Source organism: Streptacidiphilus sp. P02-A3a, assembly GCF_014084105.1.
Taxonomy (GTDB): domain Bacteria; phylum Actinomycetota; class Actinomycetes; order Streptomycetales; family Streptomycetaceae; genus Streptacidiphilus.
The window spans coordinates 2,914,977-2,930,806 of the sequence record NZ_CP048289.1 but is presented as its reverse complement, the minus strand read 5'-3'; the positions used below and the strand labels follow the sequence as shown (position 1 = coordinate 2,930,806).

The window sequence follows — 15,830 nt, the reverse complement described above, 5'->3', positions numbered from 1 at the left end:
AGGTCAACGGCCTTGCAGTGCCTTGACGTTGTCGCCGAAGGTCCAACCCAACGAGCCGTCCCAGTTGATCGACCAGGTCATGAGCCCCTTCAGCGCACCACCGAAGGCGTTCCACGACTGGCTGACCAGACTCGGCGTCATATACCCGCCACCCGCGCCGGATTGGGCCGGAAGACCGGGTACCTGCTCGTCGTAGGGCACCTTGATCGTGGTGCCCTGGATGACCAGGCCGTTGTTCAGGCAGGTGGTCTGCGCGGTGAAGCCCTGGACGGTACCGGCCTCGTAGGAGTCGCCCGAGCAGCCGTACATGCTGCCGTTGTAGTACTGCATGTTCAGCCACCACAGTTGCCCGTTGTCGGCGTACTTCTTGATGATCGGCAGGTAGGCGCCCCAGATCGACCCGTAGGTGATGCTGCCGCCGGTGACGTACGCGGTTTCGGGGGCCATCGTCAGGCCGAAGCCCGCGGGCATCTGGGACATCACGCCGTCGATGATGCGCTCCAGGTTGGCCTGGGAGGTGGAGAGCGTGTTGATGTCGGTGCCGTCGGTCAGGCCGGTCTCGATGTCGATGTCGATTCCGTCGAAGTTGTACTCCTTGAGGATGGGGACGAGGGTCGCCACGACCCGGTCGGCGACGGTGCTTGAGCTCAGGTCGATGCCCGCGCTGGCACCGCCGATCGACATCAGGATCGTCTGCCCGGCCGCCTTGGCCTGGCACATCTCAGCGGGGGTCGGCACCTGCACGTTGGTGTCCATGCCGTTCTGCCACTCGACGGTGCCGTCCGAGAGGATCACCGGGAAGGCGGCGTTGATGACGTTGTACCCGTTCGCGGCGATCCGGCTGTCCTCGATGGGGATCCAGCCCATGCCGGGGTGCACGCCGTTGAGGGCGCCGTCCCAGTTCTCCCAGTAGCCCTGCAGCACCTTGCCCGCCGGCTTGGGCTTCGTGGCGCAGGTGGCGCTCCCCGGCGGGGTGGTGGTCGGCGGCGCGGTGGTGGGCGGAGCGGTGGTGGGCGGGGCGGTGGTGGGCGGCGCCGTGGTCGGCGGGGCCGTGGTCGGCGGGGCCGTGGTGGGCGGCGCCGTGGTCGGCGGGGGGCTGCTGCCGACGGGGCCGGTGAGCGACACGTCGTCCGCGTAGTACGCGGGCTGGCCGTACCAGCCGTGCACGTAGACGGTCACCGACGTGGTGGTCGCCCCGGTGGTGAAGGCGACGCTGAGCTGGCTGTACGACGGGCTGCTCGCCGTCCAGGTGGAGGGGGGACTGGCGATGCCGGTGCCGGTGGCACCCAGGTAGACGTAGCTGCCCTGGACGTAGGCGCTCAGCGTGTACGGGGAGTTGGGCTGCACGCTGATGGTCTGGCTGCACTGCGCGTCGTCCTGGCCGGTCGGGGTGGCCAGCAGCGCGGCGGCGCCGGAGTGGACCGGGCTGCTGACGACCGTGCCGGAGTTGCTGGAGCAGCTCCAGCCGGACAGTCCGCTCTCGAATCCGGGGTTGGCCACCAGGTTGGTGGTGGCGGCCCCGGCCGTGACCGTGCCGGCCACGACGATGCCGGTGCCGATGACGGCGACGGAGCTCACCCCGGCGAGCAGGCGCCTCAGGACGGGGGGTCCGTGCTTGGCGCGGGCGGTCCGGTTCACCTGGGGCGCGCGTTCCACCGTCGCCCGCTGCGGGCGAGGTGCTCGGAGCGGCTCGCTCCCGGCCCGGTCGCCTTCGGGGCGGCCGGGATCCGGAGCGGGGTGGAATCCACCCGACTGACGTAGCGTACGCAACCTCCGACGGAACATGCTGTGCTCCCTTCCCGCCGAGCGCCATGGACATGACCGACGCGTGGGGGCGTGACGCCCGGCTCTGGGTGAGGTGGGGACATGTGGGGGGTGTATCGGACCGGAGCGTAGAAGGGGCGACCGGGCCCGTCAATAGGTCTGGACCAATCGCCGGAGCGGACGCCCCGGCCGGGTGGGGCAAACCCGCAGGTGCAGGCCTCCCGGCAACGGCAAAGTCGACAATCCCCGCACCTGGGCCGCGATTGACGTAGAGTCACGAAACGGTGATCGGGACCTCCTTCGGGTTCCGGAGCCGATGCGCCGCACGGGCGGTCCACGCCGCCGCCGTTGCCGCCCGCGGAAGGGACACGCGATGGATCCCGACCTCCGGACCAGGGCCGCGATCGAGGAGCACTGGCAGGCGTCGGAACGCGGGGACACCGAGACCGAGCACGCCATCTACGCCGCGGACGCGATCCTCGACTACCCGCAGTCGGGGGAACGGTTCCGGGGCCGCGCGACGATCGCGGCGCAGCGTGGCGGGCACCCCGCGAATCGGCACTTCACCGTGCGCCGGATCACCGGCGGTGGCGACCTGTGGGTGAGCGAGTGCGTCATCACCTACGACGGAGTGCCCAGCCACACGGTGAGCATCATGGAGTTCGCCCACGGGCGCGTGGTGCACGAGACCCAGTACTTCGCCGACTCCTTCGACGCGCCCGGCTGGCGGACCGCGCTCGCGGAGCCGGTCCGAAGCACCGATGCCCGGGCGTGAGGCCGCCGCCGGGGCTCGGTGCGCGCGCTGGTCAGCGGCTGTCGCCGGTGGCCGCGCGGGCGTAGAGGGCGGCCACCTCGGCCGCCGCGGTGGCGAGTTCGGTGCGGGCCTCGGGTGGGTGCAGGACCTCGACGTCGGCGCCGTGGGCGAGCAGGGCGCGGACGGCGGGTAGCGCGGGGAAGCCCAGGTCGACGGTGGCCCAGTCGGCGCCGGGGGCCGGTTGCCCGGGTGCGCCGAGCAGGTGGGCGGACTGTAGCCGCAGGAACATGTCCAGCCGGGCGCGCCGGACCCGGCAACGGACCAGCACCTCCTCCGAGCCGCGCTCGACCTGGTCGCGGAGGACGGACCAGACCTCCGCCAGGCCCTGGCCCCGGCGGCGGCGGACCGGCTCGGTCGAGGTCGTCGCGGACCGCACCCGGTCCGCTCGGAACAGCCCCGGCGCGCCGTCCCGGTCGGCGACCAGGTACCAGACCCCGGCCTTGCTGACCAGGCCGTAGGGGTCGACGGTATAGGCGTGCGGCTCGGTACCGCCGCTGTGGCGGTACCGCAGCTCCAGTCGGCGGTCGGCGAAGACGGCCCGCTGGAGCTCCGCCAGCTCGACGGCCGTGGGCGCGGCGGCGCGCCAGCGGGCCGGGTCGACCAGGATCCGTTCGCTGGTGCGTTCGGCGTCCGCGCGGTACGGGGCCGGGAGCGCCGCCATGACCTTGCGCAGGGCCGAGCCGATGGCGCCGCCGAGGCCGAGCGCGTCGTGCGTCCCGTCGGCGGTGAGCACGAACAGGGCCCGCGCCTCGTCGTTGGTCAGCCCGGTCACATCGGTGCGGTAGCCGGCCAGCAGCCGGATGCCGCCGTTGCGTCCGCGCTCGGTCCACACCGGGACACCGGCCGTGGAGAGCGCTTCGACGTCCCGGTACACGGTGCGGACCGACACCTCCAGCCGTTCGGCCAGCTCCTCGGCCGTGACCCGGCCCCGGGTCTGCAACAGCAGCATGATCGAGAGCAGCCGGTCGGCCTTCATCGGAACCCAGCCTTCATGGGAACCCAGTCTAAAACCTGACGGACGTTGTCAGGTTTCGGGGTGAAGCTGGTGGTCAGCCGAGCACCGAGACTCTGGAGGAGAGTTCCATGGACACGACCCACCGGCGCCGGGCCGCCGTCAGCCTGCACCTCCCGGCGCGGCAGCCGTTCGACTTCGCCGCCTCGCTCGCCTTCATCGGCTCCTTCCCGGCGATGACCGGGCAGCAGGGCACCTCGGGCACGGCGCTGACGCTGGCACTGCGCGAGAACGCCACCACCATGGCCGCCCGGCTCACCAGCGCGACCGAAGGCAGCGGACTGGACTGCGAGCTGACGGCGGACGGCCCGATCGACGGACCGACCGCCCGGGCCGCCGCCGACCGGCTGGGCCACTACCTCGGCCTGGACGACGACCTGTCGCCGCTGTACGCCGCCGCCCGGCACGACCCGCCGTTCCAGCGGGTGGTCGACCGGCTGTACGGCTACCACCAGGTCAAGTTCCCCTCGCCGTTCGAGCTGCTGTGCTGGGCGATCCTGTGCCAGCGGGTGCCGATGCCGGTGGCCAGGACCATGAAGCGGGCACTGGTGGAGGCCGTCGGCAACCGGATCGAACGGGACGGCCGGGTGCTGTGGGCCTTCCCGGAGGCCGCACAGCTGGCGGCGCTGGACGAGGACGAGCTGGCCGCCCTGATCGGCAACCGGCGCAAGGCCGCCTTCCTGTACGGCGCCACCCGCCGCTGGCTGGATCTGGACGAGGGCTTCCTGCGCACCGGAGACCACGGCGCGGTCCGCGCACGCGTCCTCGAACTGCCCGGCATCGGCCCCTGGTCGGCGTCGTTCCTGCTGATCCGGGGGCTCGGCCGGATGGAGCACATCGGCTACGACCGGGAGCAGGCCCGCGCCGCCGCACGGATCTACGGACACCCGGTCGACGAGCCGGAGTTCCGCCGACTCGCGGACGGCTACCGCGAGTCGCAGGGCTACTGGGCGCACTACCTGCGGGTCGGCAGCTGAGCCGTGGCCGGGCCCGGGGTCCGGGTTGCGCCCCCGCCGGGAGCCGGGGAAGCGGACCTGGGCGTGAAGGAGGCCCTGCTCGCCGACGCCCCTGACGCCGAGCCTGTCCGATCATCCGCCCGGGCAGGAGCTGCCGGTCCGGCAGGAGAGGCCGCCGCTGGGCGGCGGCTGGGAGTCGGTCGCCGCGGCCCGGTCGGCGGCGACGTTGGCCAGGGTGAGCAGCAGCAGGCAGGCGGCCAGCTGCGCGGTCGCCGTCCAGGGGGCGCGCCGCGACGCCGCGACGGCCGCGATCACCAGGGCGGCGACGGCCAGGCAGATGATCCAGTGCTCGGCCAGTGTCCAGGACGAGTGGTCGAGGGAGGCCGCCGGGGTCATGCCCCACTGCCGCAGTTGGGAGAGGTAGAGCACGCCGCCGGCCGCGAGCCCCTCGCCCAGCACCAGGGCCACACCCACCACCGCGTCCACGCCCCGTGACCGGCGGCGGCCGACCCGGCCGGGCGGGTTCGGCAGGAACGTCCGCGCAGAAGCCATGGACGGCATTCTCGCCGCGCCGTCCGCCGGGCGCCTGAGTACGGGTACTCAGATCGCCGGGCACCGCCTCGGCGCGCGCGGGGGGCGGCGGTGCGGGAGGGTGGACGGGTAGCTAAAAGTCGGCAGGACGGAGCACGTCATGAGCGACCACACCTATCGGGTGACCGAGATCGTCGGGTCCTCGTCCGAGAGCGTCGAGGCTGCCATCCGCAACGGGGTGGACCGGGCCGCGCGCACCCTGCGCGGGCTGGACTGGTTCGAGGTGACGCAGGTGCGCGGCCGGATCGCCGACGGGCAGGTCAGCCAGTTCCAGGTGGGGCTGAAGATCGGCTTCCGGCTGGAGGACGTGGAGGAAGCGGCCCCCTCCGCCAACTACGCGTCGTAGTAACCGCGTCGTGGTGCCCGGCGGTCGGGCGCGGCCGGTCCGGCACGAGAGGTGCGGGCCTGGATACCGCCGTACGGTGGAGGCAACCGACCACAGGAGGCAGACATGCCTGGTTCCGTCACCATCGGCCACTTCCACCCGAGCGTCACCCTCGGCCACGACGACGCCGACCGGCTGGCGGGCGTGCTCGCGCAGCTGTCGGTACTGCTGGACAGCGGCGGCCCCGACCGGCTCACCGACGACCAGGTCAGCGCGTTGTGCGGGGGCGAGCCGCAGCGCCGGGCGGAGCTGGCCGGATGGACGCGGCAGCTGACCCGGCGCGTCCACGACCACCTCTAGCGGCAGCGGCCCCGCCCCGGGACCCGGTGCGCCGGACGACCGCGCGCCGGGTCAGCCGGGTCACCGGGAGGGCGTCACGACCGGGGTCACGGCGGGCTGGGCGAGTAGAGCATCAGGTAGGCGCCGTACAGCGCGGAGACCGCGGTCGTCGCGACCAGTACCGCCACCAGCACCGTCCGGTTGCGGGTCCGGGCCAGGCCGGACGCCAGCGGCAGCAGCAGCGGGAAGGCCGGGAGCAGGAACCGGGCGCGCGAGGAGAAGTAGGCGGCGTCGCCGATCGTGATGACCACCATCACCAGGCCCAGCACCAGGAACGGCAGCGGCTGGCGCTGGGCGACGGTGACCGCCAGCAGCAGCACCGCGGCGATCAGCGCACAGGCACCCACCGGGAAGTAGAGGTTGACCGGGGCGCTGTGGGTGAACAGGATCCTGAAGTCGGCGCCGGTGGTGTGGCCGAAGTCGAAGCGTGACTTCCACAGCGCCTGGATCTTGAAGTAGGCGTTCCACTTGTGCAGTCGCAGCCCGGTCCAGGCCACGAAGCCCAGCCAGCCCAGTGGCGAGATCAGCGCGGCGGTGATCGGCCGCCACAGCGCGACCGGCTGCTCGGGCCGGATCTCCTGCTTGCCGGTCGCCAGCCGGTACGGGCCGTCCAGCCAGCCCGGGCCGGTCCCGCGTTCCCGTAGGGTCTCCCAGACCTGTAGCGCCGCCGCCGCGCACAGCGCCGCCACCACCGCGATGCCGGTCGGACGGGTCAGCCCGGCCAGCAGCGCGAGCACCCCGGCGGTCAGCCAGCGGCGTTTCAGCACCGCGAACAGCGCCCAGGCGGTCAGCGCCGTGAACGCGCTCTCGCTGTACCCGGCGGACTCGACGACGGCGGTCGGGGCGATCCCCCACAGCAGCGCGGCCAGGGTGGCCACCCGCGGGCCGTAGCGGTGGGCCACCGCCGCGTGGATGCCCCAGGCCGCGACCAGCGCGCAGAGCCCGGCCGTGACCAGCCCGGCGACCCCCCACGGCAGTACCGGCAGCACCGTGTGCAGCGCCCGGATCAGGGCCGGGTACACCGGGAAGAAGGCCAGGTTGGTGTACCGGTGGTGGTCCTGGCCCGGCATCGGCGCGCGGATCGCGTGGTCGTAGCCGTGCTGAGCTATGTCCAGGTACCAGTAGGCGTCCCAGTGCACGGCCAGGCGGCGCAGCGCGTATCCGGCGGAGGACGGGCTGAGCAGCAGCACCGCCCCCAGGCCGACCGCTCTGGCGGATATGAACAGCAGCAGCGCGGGAACGGCCGCCCGCAGCGACACCAGTACCGAGTCGACGCCGCTCCCTGACGAGGGTCGGCGGATCGGGCCCCGCCAGGGGGGCCGGGGATCCCGTTGCACGGGCGCACTCGTTGACGCTGTCACTGGGTCCTCATGGTCGATACCGCGTCCCCTGCGCGGGGACTCCACCAACTGCCTGCGCCGGAGGATGGTGGCACCGACAGATGGACGGATCGCTACGCCGGGGACCGTTCCAGGATGAAGTCTAGGCGTCAGCTGGGAGTCCCCCGGTGCCGGAGCGGCGGGACCGCTCGGCCGCGCGGGGCGTTCGGCGAGGACTCAGCTGTCCAGCGCGGCCTGGAGGTTGTCGAGGTTGGCGACCTCCTGCTGGGCCAGCTTCCGGATCATCGCGGCCAGTGCGACCAGCGCTCCGGTGAGCGCGAGATCGAGGGCGAAGACCACCTCGGTCCCGGCCTGAGCGGACTCGCGCAGGGTGAAGGAGCCGGTCGGTCGTCCGGGGCCGGCGACCACCTCGAACTCCAGGCGGTGCGGCGGCTCGCAGGCGGTCAGCAGGTAGTCCCCCGGGATGGTCACGCCCCCCGGTCCGGTCAGCGTCTGGGCGTACCGCGCACCCGCCCGCGCGGCGGTTCCGGCGTCGGACAGCAGCCGGACGCCGCTCACCTCGGGCCGCCAGCGCGGATTGTTCAGCCCGTCGGCGAGGAAGGCGAAGACCTCGGCGACCGGCTGGCGGACGGTGACCGTGTGCTCGGCGTGGACCGACACCACGCGCCTCCCGCCGTCCGCCGGGGCCGGGACGCCGGGATGCGTCAGCCCATCGACGTGGATCATCGCAAAAGAGGCGTCCCGGGTCCAACTGACCCGCCGTCACCTGAACGGCGGGCCAGCCGGGTTGGAACGGTCAGACCGATTTCTGGTACGAGCGGAAGGTCCGCAGGGACAGCCAGACCGCGAAGGCCGCGAGCAGCAGCGTCCAACTGCCGTGGCTGAACACCGACCACCAGTCGGGCTCGGCCGCCATTGCCGCGCGCCCGGCCTCCAGCGCCCAGTTCACCGGGTTGAACCGGGCCACCACCTGCATCCAGTGCGGCATCAGCGCCGGGGCCATGAACGCCGACGACAGGAAGGTCAGCGGCAGCAGCAGGAGGGTGTTGATGCCGATGATCGACTCGCGTTCGCGGACCAGCATCCCCAGGGCGTTGGAGAACGCGCCGAAGATGGTGCCCAGTGCCGAGGAGGCGACCACCAGCACCAGCACGCCCGGCAGCCCGCCGGGGTAGTGCGCCCCGCCGGCCCAGCCGAGCCCGACGATGATCAGCGACTGGAGCGCGGTGGTCACCGACTGCGCGATCACGTTGGCGTTCATCAGCGCGCTGCGGCGGACCGGGGTGATCAGGAAGCGGTTCAGCGTGCCCCGCTCGATCTCCTCCAGGGTGCCCATCCCGGCCCACATGTTGGCGGAGACCGCGCTCATCACGATCACCCCGGGGACCAGGTAGTCGAGGTAGCTCCCGGCGCCGAAGCCGGGCAGTTCGACCACCTTGTGGAAGAGCGCGCCGAAGAGGAACAGCCAGATCACCGGTTGGATCAAAGTGATGATCAGATAGGCGGGCTGCCGGGCGAAGGCCATGAACTGGCGCTGCGTCATGTACCAGGTCTGGGCCAGGCCCTCGGTGGCCCGGGGGCGGGTCGCGGCCGGGGGCCGCCGGGTGAGAGTGGCGCTGCTCATCGGGAGACTCCTTCGGCGTCGGCGAAGCTGCGCCCGGCGTGGCGCAGGTAGACGTCGTCCAGCGAGGGCCGGGCGACGGTGACGGACGCGGCCGTGCGGCCGGCCTGGTCCAGCGCGGCCAGCACCGCCGGGACGGCGGCGGCGCCGTCGTCCGCGCGGGCGCTGACCCGCCGCCCGTCCACGGTGATCTCACGGATCCCGGGGATCCGGCCGAGGAGTTCGTACAGCGGCAGCCCGTCGGCGGCGGTCTCGCGCAGTTCGACGTGGACGGCGTCGCCGTGGAGCTCGCCCTTGAGCGAGTCCGGGGTGCCCTCGACGACGACCCGGCCCCGGTCGACGATGGCCAGCCGAGCGGCCAGCCGGTCGGCCTCCTCCAGGTAGTGGGTGGTGAGCAGGATGGTCAGCCCCTCGTCCCCGGCGAGCCGGGTGATCTCCTCCCACATGGCGGTGCGGGCCTCCGGGTCCAGGCCGGTGGTCGGCTCGTCCAGGAACAGCACCTGCGGCCGGTGGACCAGCCCGAGGGCGACGTCCAGCCGCCGCTGCATACCCCCGGAGTACGTCTTGACCTGGCGCCGCCCGGCCCCGGACAGCTCGAAGCGGTCCAGCAGCTCGTCGGCGCGGCGGTCGAGTTCGGTGCCGCGCAGGCCGTAGAGGCGGCCCTGGAGCAGCAGGTTCTCGCGGCCGGTGGCGACCGGGTCGGCGCCGGAGCGCTGGGCGACCACACCGATGGCGCGGCGGACCGCGGCCGGGTCGCGGGCGACGTCCAGACCGGCCACGGTGGCGCTGCCGCTGTCGGCGGCGGCGAGGGTGGTGAGGATCTTGACGGTGGTGGACTTGCCCGCGCCGTTCGGGCCGAGCAGTCCGAAGACGATGCCGGGCTCGACCGTGATGCTGAGCCCGTCGAGCGCGCGTACCGCCTCCGAACGGCCCTTGACCTGGTAGGTCTTGACGAGGTCGCGGGCCAGGACGGCGGGTTGCGGCGCGGACGGGGCGGTCGGTCGCGCGGACGGGCGGGTGCGGCTCGCGGGTGAGGCGGTCGCGGCCGTCCCCGGCGCGGCGCCGTTGCTGTGGCTGGTCATGGTGGTGCGGTCCCTTCGGTCGTTGATCGTTCGGGTACCGATCCACGCCTGGGGACACGGGCTACGATGAGGGTGCATGTCCTTGCGAGTGCATGCCCTCGTAGGCCCCGGACCCTGTTCGCGCAGGCCGGTGCTGAGGTTCCGGCCCCGCCGGGTGTTGGCGCACCTGGCGGGCCCTGCTGTGGCCGACTGCGACTCGGCCTTCGGTGTCTCTGCTTCGGTGTCTCCGCTTTAGGCGGTCAGTCCTCCTGTGCCGCTCGGGCCCGGGCCTCCAGCTCGGTCCACTCCGGCGGGGCCTGGCCGGTGGCGTGGAACTGCCGCCAGCCGTCCATCCCGGTCAGCGAGCCGTCCGCCATCCGCCGCAGCAACCCCTTGGTCCACTCGGCCTCGGCGGTCGCCATGGCGAGCGCGTACTCCCCCTCGACCAGGAAGATCCCGGGCAGTACGGAGCCCCACTCGGCCAGCAGCGCCCGCTCGGCGGCGGTGTCGGCCTCCAGCCGGGCGACCCGCTGCTCCAGCAGCGTCCGCGCCTCCTCCGGGGGCAGCACCCCCATCAGCGAGAGCGCGGACTCGAAGCGCGGGTACTCCTTCGCCGGGGTGCCCAGCAACTCCGAGAGCCAGTCCCGCAGTTCGGCGCGGCCCGACTCGGTGACGGCGTAGACCGTGCGCTCGGGCCGACGGCCGTCGCGTTCGGTCCCGGCGGCCTCGATGAAGCCGTGGCGCTCCAGCGTCTGGACCACGCTGTACAGCGACCCGTAGTTGATCTTTATGCTCCGGTCCTTGCCGCGCGAGCGCAGCGACTGGGCGATCTCGTACGGGTGGCTGGGCCTCTCCGCGACGAAGGCGAGGACCGCCAGCGCCAGCGGATTGCTCATCGTCCGTCGTGCCATCGGGCCCGCCTCCTCTCCCCTGGGTCGGTCCGGATCGGGATATCCGAACCCGACTATCCGATCCCGAGTATATCGCCAGGGGTATTGCGCGTGTCAACACGCTATATCGCGTCATCGGACAGCACAAGGCCCGTCCCCGGAGCATTCCGGGAACGGGCCGGGGACCGGTGACCGACGAGGTCAGTTGACCGACGAGTAGGCGATGATGCCGCGCCGCAGACCGTCGATCGCCTTGCGCGCCGCCCCCCGGACGCCGCCGTCCTCCGGGGCGGCGTTGGCGATCTGCCCGAGCACGTCGATCAGCTGCCGGACCCAGCGGACGAAGTCGCCCGCGGGCATGTCCGCCTCCCGCAGCACCGCGTCCAGCGGGTGGCCGGAGGCCCAGCGGAAGGCGGTCCAGGCGAAGCCCAGGTCCGGCTCGCGCTGACCCCAGTTGTCCATGGTGGACAGCTTGTGCTGCTCTTCCAGGGCGTTCAGGTGGCCCCACAGCCGGATCATCTCGCCCAGCGCCTCGCGGGCGCCGCCCTCGGGCAGCTTGGGCGCGCCGCTCTCGTCGTCGCCGCGCCGGGCCTCGAACACCAGGGCGGAGGCGCAGGCCGCCAGCTCGGCCGGGGTCAGCCCCTCCCAGATCTCCTCGCGCAGGCACTCCGAGGCCAGCAGGTCCAGCTCGCCGTAGAGCCGGGCCAGTCGGCGGCCGTCATCGGTGACGCTGTCACCGGCCAGGTAGCCGAGGTCGGTGAGCAGCGCGCAGACCCGGTCGAAGGTCCGGGCGATGGTGTGCGTCCGGGACTTCATCCGCTGTTCCAGCTGTCTGGTGTCGCGGCTCAGCCGCTCGTACCGCTCGGCCCAGCGGGCGTGCTGCTCGCGCTCGTCGCAGCCGTGGCAGGGGTGCTGCCGCAGTGCCGCGCGCAGCCGGGCGATCTCCGGGTCGTCGGCCGCCGCCGCGCGGGACTTGCGGGCCCGACCCGGCTCCAGGTGGCCGGCCTTGGACCGGAGCGCGGAGGCCAGGTCCCGGCGGGACTGGGGGCTGCGCGGGTTGAAGCTGCGCGGGATCCGCAGCCGTTCCACGGCCTCGACCGGGACCGGGAAGTCGATCATCGCCAGCCGCTTCACCTGCCGTTCGGCGGTGAGCACCACCGGACGCGGTCCGTCGCCGTGGTCCTGCCGGTGGCCGTGCCGACTGACCGGCGGGATGCCCGGGTCGAGCACCAGCGCCAGGCCCGCGAAGCGGCCGGTGGGGACGTGGATGACGTCGCCCGGCTTCAGCTTCTCCAGCGAGTCGGCGGCGCTGGCCCGGCGCTGGTTGGCGCCCTCGCGGGCGAGCTGGTTCTCCCGGTCCTTGAGCTCCCGGCGCAGCCCGGCGTACTCCTGGAAATTGCCCAGGTGGCAGGTCTCCGCCTCGCGGTAGCCGGCCAGGCCCTCCTCGTTGCGGCGCACCTGGCGGGCGATGCCGACCACCGAGCGGTCCGCCTGGAACTGTGCGAACGAGGTCTCCAGCAGCTCCCGGGACTTGTGCCGGCCGAACTGCGAGACCAGGTTGACCGCCATGTTGTAGGAGGGCTTGAAGGAGGAGCGCAGCGGATAGGTGCGGGTGCCCGCGAGCCCGGCCAGGGCGGCCGGGTCCAGGCCCGGCTGCCAGAGCACCACGGCGTGGCCCTCGACGTCGATGCCGCGCCGCCCGGCCCGGCCGGTGAGCTGGGTGTACTCGCCGGGAGTGACGTCGGCGTGGGTCTCGCCGTTCCACTTGACCAGCTTCTCCATGACCACCGAGCGGGCCGGCATGTTGATGCCCAGGGCCAGTGTCTCGGTCGCGAACACGGCCTTGACCAGGCCGCGCACGAACAGCTCCTCGACGATCTCCTTGAAGGTCGGCAGCATCCCGGCGTGGTGGGCGGCGACCCCGCGCTCCAGCGCGTCGACCCACTCGTAGTACCCCAGGACGTGCAGGTCCTCGTCCGGGATGGCGGCGGTGCGGGTCTCGACCAGGGTGCGCACCTCGGCCCGCTCGGCCTCGCTGTTCAGCCGCAGGCCGGAGTTCAGGCACTGCTGCACGGCGGCCTCGCAGCCCGCCCGGCTGAAGATGAAGGTGATCGCGGGCAGCAGGCCCTCGTCGCTCAGTCGGGCGACGACCTCCGGGCGGCTCGGCGTCCAGGCCCGGCCGGGACGGCCGCTGGGCATGCTCCGGCCCCGGCCGCGCTTCTCGAAGCGGTCCCCGCGCGCGTACCGGCGGTCCTGCTCGGCCCGGGCCAGCCGGACCAGCTCCGGGTTGACGTCGGCCTCGCCGCCGCGCTGCTGGCCGCCGTCGCGCCGCCGCCCGTGGGCGCGCTCCTCGGCGACCCGGACGTCGCCCCGGGTCTCCACGAAGAGGTCGTACATCCGGTTGCCCGCGAGCACGTGCTGCCACAGCGGGACCGGGCGGTGCTCGGAGACGATGACCTTGGTGCCGCCGCGGACGGTGTCCAGCCAGTCGCCGAACTCCTCGGCGTTGGAGACCGTGGCCGACAGCGAGACCAGGGTCACCGACTCGGGGAGGTGGATGATGACCTCCTCCCACACCGCGCCGCGGAAGCGGTCGGCCAGGTAGTGCACCTCGTCCATGACCACGTAGCCCAGGCCGGACAGGGTGTGCGAGCCCGCGTAGAGCATGTTGCGCAGTACCTCGGTGGTCATCACCACCACCGGGGCCTCGCTGTTGACCGTGTTGTCGCCGGTCAGCAGGCCGACCTTGTCCGGGCCGTAGCGCTTGACCAGGTCCGCGTACTTCTGGTTGGACAGCGCCTTGATCGGCGTGGTGTAGAAGCACTTGCGCCCCTCGGCGAGGGCGAGGTGCACGGCGAACTCGCCGACGATGGTCTTGCCGGAGCCGGTGGGGGCGGCCACCAGCACGCCCTGCCCGGCCTCCAGCGCGGCGCAGGCCTCGATCTGGAACTCGTCCAGCGGGAAGTCGTAGAGCCGGCGGAACGCGTACAGCGCGGTGGCCTGCTCCTGGGCGCGGCGCCGGAAGGCGGCGTAGCGCTCGGCGGGACTCAGTTCCTCCTCGGCGTCGTACAGAGCGGGCTCGTGCTCGTTCTCGGCCGATTCGTTCTGGGGGTATCGCGGTTCTGGGAGGTATCGCGGTTCTGGGGGGTACTGCGGTTCTGGGGGGTGTTGCGGGGGGCGGCGGAGGTCATCGCGGCACCATCCTCCCGGTTCGGGCGCACGGGAGCGCGGTGGGCGGTGCCTTCGGTGCTTCCGTCGGCGGCGCGCGGGTCGTTGTCGTCTTGGATGTGCATCTCAACCAGAGGCTACCCGCCGGGACTGACACTCGACCCAGGATTTTCCGCCCGGTTCCGGGCGGTCCCGCGAACTCAGGTGACGTCGTCCGAGTGGTAGTCCATCGGCTCGTCCGAGGCCAGGTCGGAGGGGCTGACCCGCTCCACCGGACCGGGTCCCTGCGAGGGCAGTTCGGAGGGCGTCAGGTCGAGCGAGGAGGCGGTGTCGTCGTCCAGCAGGCTGTCCGGGTCCTCGATCGCCCGGCGCTTGGCCTTGGCCCGGTCGTGGATCGTGGCCACCCCGAGCGCGATGAAGAACAGCACGCAGATCGGCACGGCCAGCACGGTCATCGTCAGCGGGTCACCGGTCGGCGTGGCCACGGCGGCGAACACGAAGATGATGAACACGATCGGCCGCCACCAGCCGCGCAGCTTGGCGGCGCTGAGCACCCCGATGAAGTTCAGCGCGACCAGCAGCAGCGGGATCTCGAAGGAGAGCCCGAAGACCAGCACCATCCGGATGAAGAAGCTGAGGAAGTCGGTGCCCTGGATCATCTGCGCCATGCCCGACGGCACGAAGCTCAGCAGGATGCGGATCGCCTTGGGGAACACCCAGTAGGCGATGGCCGCGCCGCCGATGAACAGCGGTACCGCGGCGCCGACGAAGCTCAGCCCGTACTTGCGCTCCTTCTTGTACAGCCCGGGCGCCAGGAAGGCCCAGAGCTGGTACGACCACACCGGGCTGGAGAAGATCGCGCCGAGCATCATCGACACGTCGAAGCTCAGCGAGAGGCCCCCGAGCGGCCCGTCCACCACCAGCACCCCGTTGGGGCAGCCGGAGGTCCGCGCGCCCACCCCGTGCAGGCTGGAGATGTTGCAGATCGGGCCGGTCATCTGGTGAAGGACCCAGTTGTGCATGACGAAGCCGAGGATCGTACCCACCAGCAGCGCGAGGATCGAGATGGCCAGTCGGTCCCGCAACTCGCGGAGATGGTCCGCCAGCGGCATCCGGCCTTCAGCGTTCTTCTGCTTCTTCTTCTGCCTGCCGGCAGTACGGCCCGCAGTGCTCTGGGTATCGCTGCTCACCGTGCGGCTTTCAGTCCCTGCGTGATGGTGGATGGAAGGCGCGGACCGGTCACCCCGGATCAGCCCGCGTTACAGCGACTGCGGTCAGCCCTGCACGTGCGGCTGGGCGTCGGCGACCGGGCGGGCCGTGGCGGACTCGCCGGGCGCTGCCTGAATGGTCTTCGGAGCGGCGACGGGCTCGGCTTGGGTGCTCTGCGCCGTCTGCGCCTCCGGCTTGTCGTCGGTCTTCATCGCGCCGACCTCCGACTTGAGGATGCGCAGCGACTTGCCGAGCGCACGCGCCGTGTCAGGCAGCCGCTTCGCTCCGAAGAGCAGCAGCACGATGACCGCCAGGATGATGATTTCAAGTCCGCGGTTCTCGAGCATGGGATTCCCTCTTCGTCTCTGGTCTCTGCGCTGATGATACGCACTACCGCCGCCGGAGAGTCCAGATGCGGTCGCACTTCTCGTGATATCGACGCAAGTTCGATCCTACGTCGGCCCGGGTTCACCCAAGGCAAGCTCCCCCGCCCGACGCGCGACCGCCTCGGCGGCGCGTTCCACCGCGCCCGCCGCGTGGCCCACCCGGCGCCCCGCGGCGTCGAGTTCCCGGGCCAGCCGCCCCACCTCGGCGTACACCCGGACCGCGAGCAGACCGAGGACCAGCAGTCCGACCGCGGACAGGCCGACAACGCAGACGATCACCCAAGGCATGGTCGC

Annotated in this window: 16 protein-coding genes; 4 read left to right on the top strand and 12 right to left on the bottom strand. The window is 72.2% G+C overall.

Features of this window, described 5'->3' with window-relative positions; genetic code table 11:
- Positions 1-3 precede the first annotated feature (3 nt).
- Complete coding sequence (locus tag GXP74_RS13280; RefSeq protein WP_182451693.1) at positions 4-1,578, bottom strand: glycosyl hydrolase family 18 protein; 1,575 nt, start codon at positions 1,576-1,578, stop codon at positions 4-6.
- A 559-nt stretch (positions 1,579-2,137) separates the two neighbouring features.
- Between GXP74_RS13280 and GXP74_RS13275 the strand changes: the two genes are divergently transcribed.
- On the top strand, positions 2,138-2,539 hold the full coding sequence (locus GXP74_RS13275) for a nuclear transport factor 2 family protein (RefSeq protein WP_182451692.1): 402 nt from the start codon (positions 2,138-2,140) through the stop codon (positions 2,537-2,539).
- Positions 2,540-2,570: 31 nt separating this feature from the next.
- On the opposite strand, the gene GXP74_RS13270 is transcribed toward GXP74_RS13275, so the two are convergent.
- Positions 2,571-3,554, bottom strand: a complete 984-nt coding sequence (locus GXP74_RS13270) for a YafY family protein (protein WP_182451691.1) — start codon at positions 3,552-3,554, stop codon at positions 2,571-2,573.
- 107 nt (positions 3,555-3,661) lie between these two features.
- On the opposite strand from GXP74_RS13270, the gene GXP74_RS13265 reads away from it, so the two are divergent.
- Positions 3,662-4,567 carry a DNA-3-methyladenine glycosylase gene (locus GXP74_RS13265; protein WP_182451690.1) on the top strand — a complete coding sequence of 302 codons (906 nt, stop codon included), beginning with the start codon at positions 3,662-3,664 and terminating at the stop codon, positions 4,565-4,567.
- A gap of 111 nt (positions 4,568-4,678) precedes the next feature.
- On the opposite strand, the gene GXP74_RS13260 is transcribed toward GXP74_RS13265, so the two are convergent.
- Entirely contained in the window at positions 4,679-5,098 is a 420-nt protein-coding gene (locus GXP74_RS13260) for a DUF6234 family protein (protein WP_182451689.1), read from the bottom strand.
- Between the two features lie 139 nt (positions 5,099-5,237).
- On the opposite strand from GXP74_RS13260, the gene GXP74_RS13255 reads away from it, so the two are divergent.
- Positions 5,238-5,483 carry a dodecin gene (locus GXP74_RS13255; RefSeq protein WP_182451688.1) on the top strand — a complete coding sequence of 82 codons (246 nt, stop codon included), beginning with the start codon at positions 5,238-5,240 and terminating at the stop codon, positions 5,481-5,483.
- A gap of 105 nt (positions 5,484-5,588) precedes the next feature.
- Complete coding sequence (locus GXP74_RS13250) at positions 5,589-5,822, top strand: hypothetical protein (protein ID WP_182451687.1); 234 nt, start codon at positions 5,589-5,591, stop codon at positions 5,820-5,822.
- 86 nt (positions 5,823-5,908) lie between these two features.
- Here GXP74_RS13250 and GXP74_RS13245 read toward each other — a convergent pair whose 3' ends face one another.
- The 9 genes from GXP74_RS13245 to GXP74_RS13205 form a co-directional block, all read right to left on the bottom strand.
- Complete coding sequence (locus GXP74_RS13245; RefSeq protein ID WP_182451686.1) at positions 5,909-7,198, bottom strand: mannosyltransferase family protein; 1,290 nt, start codon at positions 7,196-7,198, stop codon at positions 5,909-5,911.
- A 219-nt stretch (positions 7,199-7,417) separates the two neighbouring features.
- Positions 7,418-7,927, bottom strand: a complete 510-nt coding sequence (locus GXP74_RS13240) for an SRPBCC family protein (RefSeq protein WP_182451685.1) — start codon at positions 7,925-7,927, stop codon at positions 7,418-7,420.
- 70 nt (positions 7,928-7,997) lie between these two features.
- Complete coding sequence (locus tag GXP74_RS13235; protein ID WP_225448608.1) at positions 7,998-8,744, bottom strand: ABC transporter permease; 747 nt, start codon at positions 8,742-8,744, stop codon at positions 7,998-8,000.
- A 77-nt stretch (positions 8,745-8,821) separates the two neighbouring features.
- Positions 8,822-9,904, bottom strand: a complete 1,083-nt coding sequence (locus tag GXP74_RS13230) for an ABC transporter ATP-binding protein (RefSeq protein ID WP_182451683.1) — start codon at positions 9,902-9,904, stop codon at positions 8,822-8,824.
- Positions 9,905-10,143: 239 nt separating this feature from the next.
- Positions 10,144-10,794: a PadR family transcriptional regulator gene (locus GXP74_RS13225; RefSeq protein WP_182451682.1), complete on the bottom strand. Its 651-nt coding sequence runs from the start codon at positions 10,792-10,794 to the stop codon at positions 10,144-10,146.
- A 180-nt stretch (positions 10,795-10,974) separates the two neighbouring features.
- Positions 10,975-13,845, bottom strand: coding sequence for an RNA helicase (locus tag GXP74_RS13220; protein WP_225448607.1), 2,871 nt, complete (start codon positions 13,843-13,845; stop codon positions 10,975-10,977).
- A 296-nt stretch (positions 13,846-14,141) separates the two neighbouring features.
- The gene (gene tatC, locus GXP74_RS13215; RefSeq protein WP_182451681.1) at positions 14,142-15,131 is read right to left on the bottom strand and encodes a twin-arginine translocase subunit TatC; all 990 of its coding nucleotides are present in this window, start codon (positions 15,129-15,131) and stop codon (positions 14,142-14,144) included.
- Positions 15,132-15,215: 84 nt separating this feature from the next.
- Positions 15,216-15,497 carry a Sec-independent protein translocase subunit TatA gene (tatA, locus tag GXP74_RS13210; RefSeq protein ID WP_182451680.1) on the bottom strand — a complete coding sequence of 94 codons (282 nt, stop codon included), beginning with the start codon at positions 15,495-15,497 and terminating at the stop codon, positions 15,216-15,218.
- 105 nt (positions 15,498-15,602) lie between these two features.
- Entirely contained in the window at positions 15,603-15,824 is a 222-nt protein-coding gene (locus GXP74_RS13205; protein ID WP_182451679.1) for a hypothetical protein, read from the bottom strand.
- Positions 15,825-15,830 lie beyond the last annotated feature (6 nt).

Coding starts and splice junctions, on each gene's coding strand:
- tatA (WP_182451680.1), bottom strand. CDS start 15,497: ATGCTCGAGAACCGCGGACTTGAAATCATCATCCTGGCGGTCATCGTG.
- GXP74_RS13255 (WP_182451688.1), top strand. CDS start 5,238: ATGAGCGACCACACCTATCGGGTGACCGAGATCGTCGGGTCCTCGTCC.
- GXP74_RS13230 (WP_182451683.1), bottom strand. CDS start 9,904: ATGACCAGCCACAGCAACGGCGCCGCGCCGGGGACGGCCGCGACCGCC.
- GXP74_RS13270 (WP_182451691.1), bottom strand. CDS start 3,554: ATGAAGGCCGACCGGCTGCTCTCGATCATGCTGCTGTTGCAGACCCGG.
- GXP74_RS13275 (WP_182451692.1), top strand. CDS start 2,138: ATGGATCCCGACCTCCGGACCAGGGCCGCGATCGAGGAGCACTGGCAG.
- GXP74_RS13260 (WP_182451689.1), bottom strand. CDS start 5,098: ATGGCTTCTGCGCGGACGTTCCTGCCGAACCCGCCCGGCCGGGTCGGC.
- GXP74_RS13205 (WP_182451679.1), bottom strand. CDS start 15,824: ATGCCTTGGGTGATCGTCTGCGTTGTCGGCCTGTCCGCGGTCGGACTG.
- GXP74_RS13225 (WP_182451682.1), bottom strand. CDS start 10,794: ATGGCACGACGGACGATGAGCAATCCGCTGGCGCTGGCGGTCCTCGCC.
- GXP74_RS13250 (WP_182451687.1), top strand. CDS start 5,589: ATGCCTGGTTCCGTCACCATCGGCCACTTCCACCCGAGCGTCACCCTC.
- GXP74_RS13235 (WP_225448608.1), bottom strand. CDS start 8,744: ATGACGCAGCGCCAGTTCATGGCCTTCGCCCGGCAGCCCGCCTATCTG.
- GXP74_RS13240 (WP_182451685.1), bottom strand. CDS start 7,927: ATGATCCACGTCGATGGGCTGACGCATCCCGGCGTCCCGGCCCCGGCG.
- GXP74_RS13265 (WP_182451690.1), top strand. CDS start 3,662: ATGGACACGACCCACCGGCGCCGGGCCGCCGTCAGCCTGCACCTCCCG.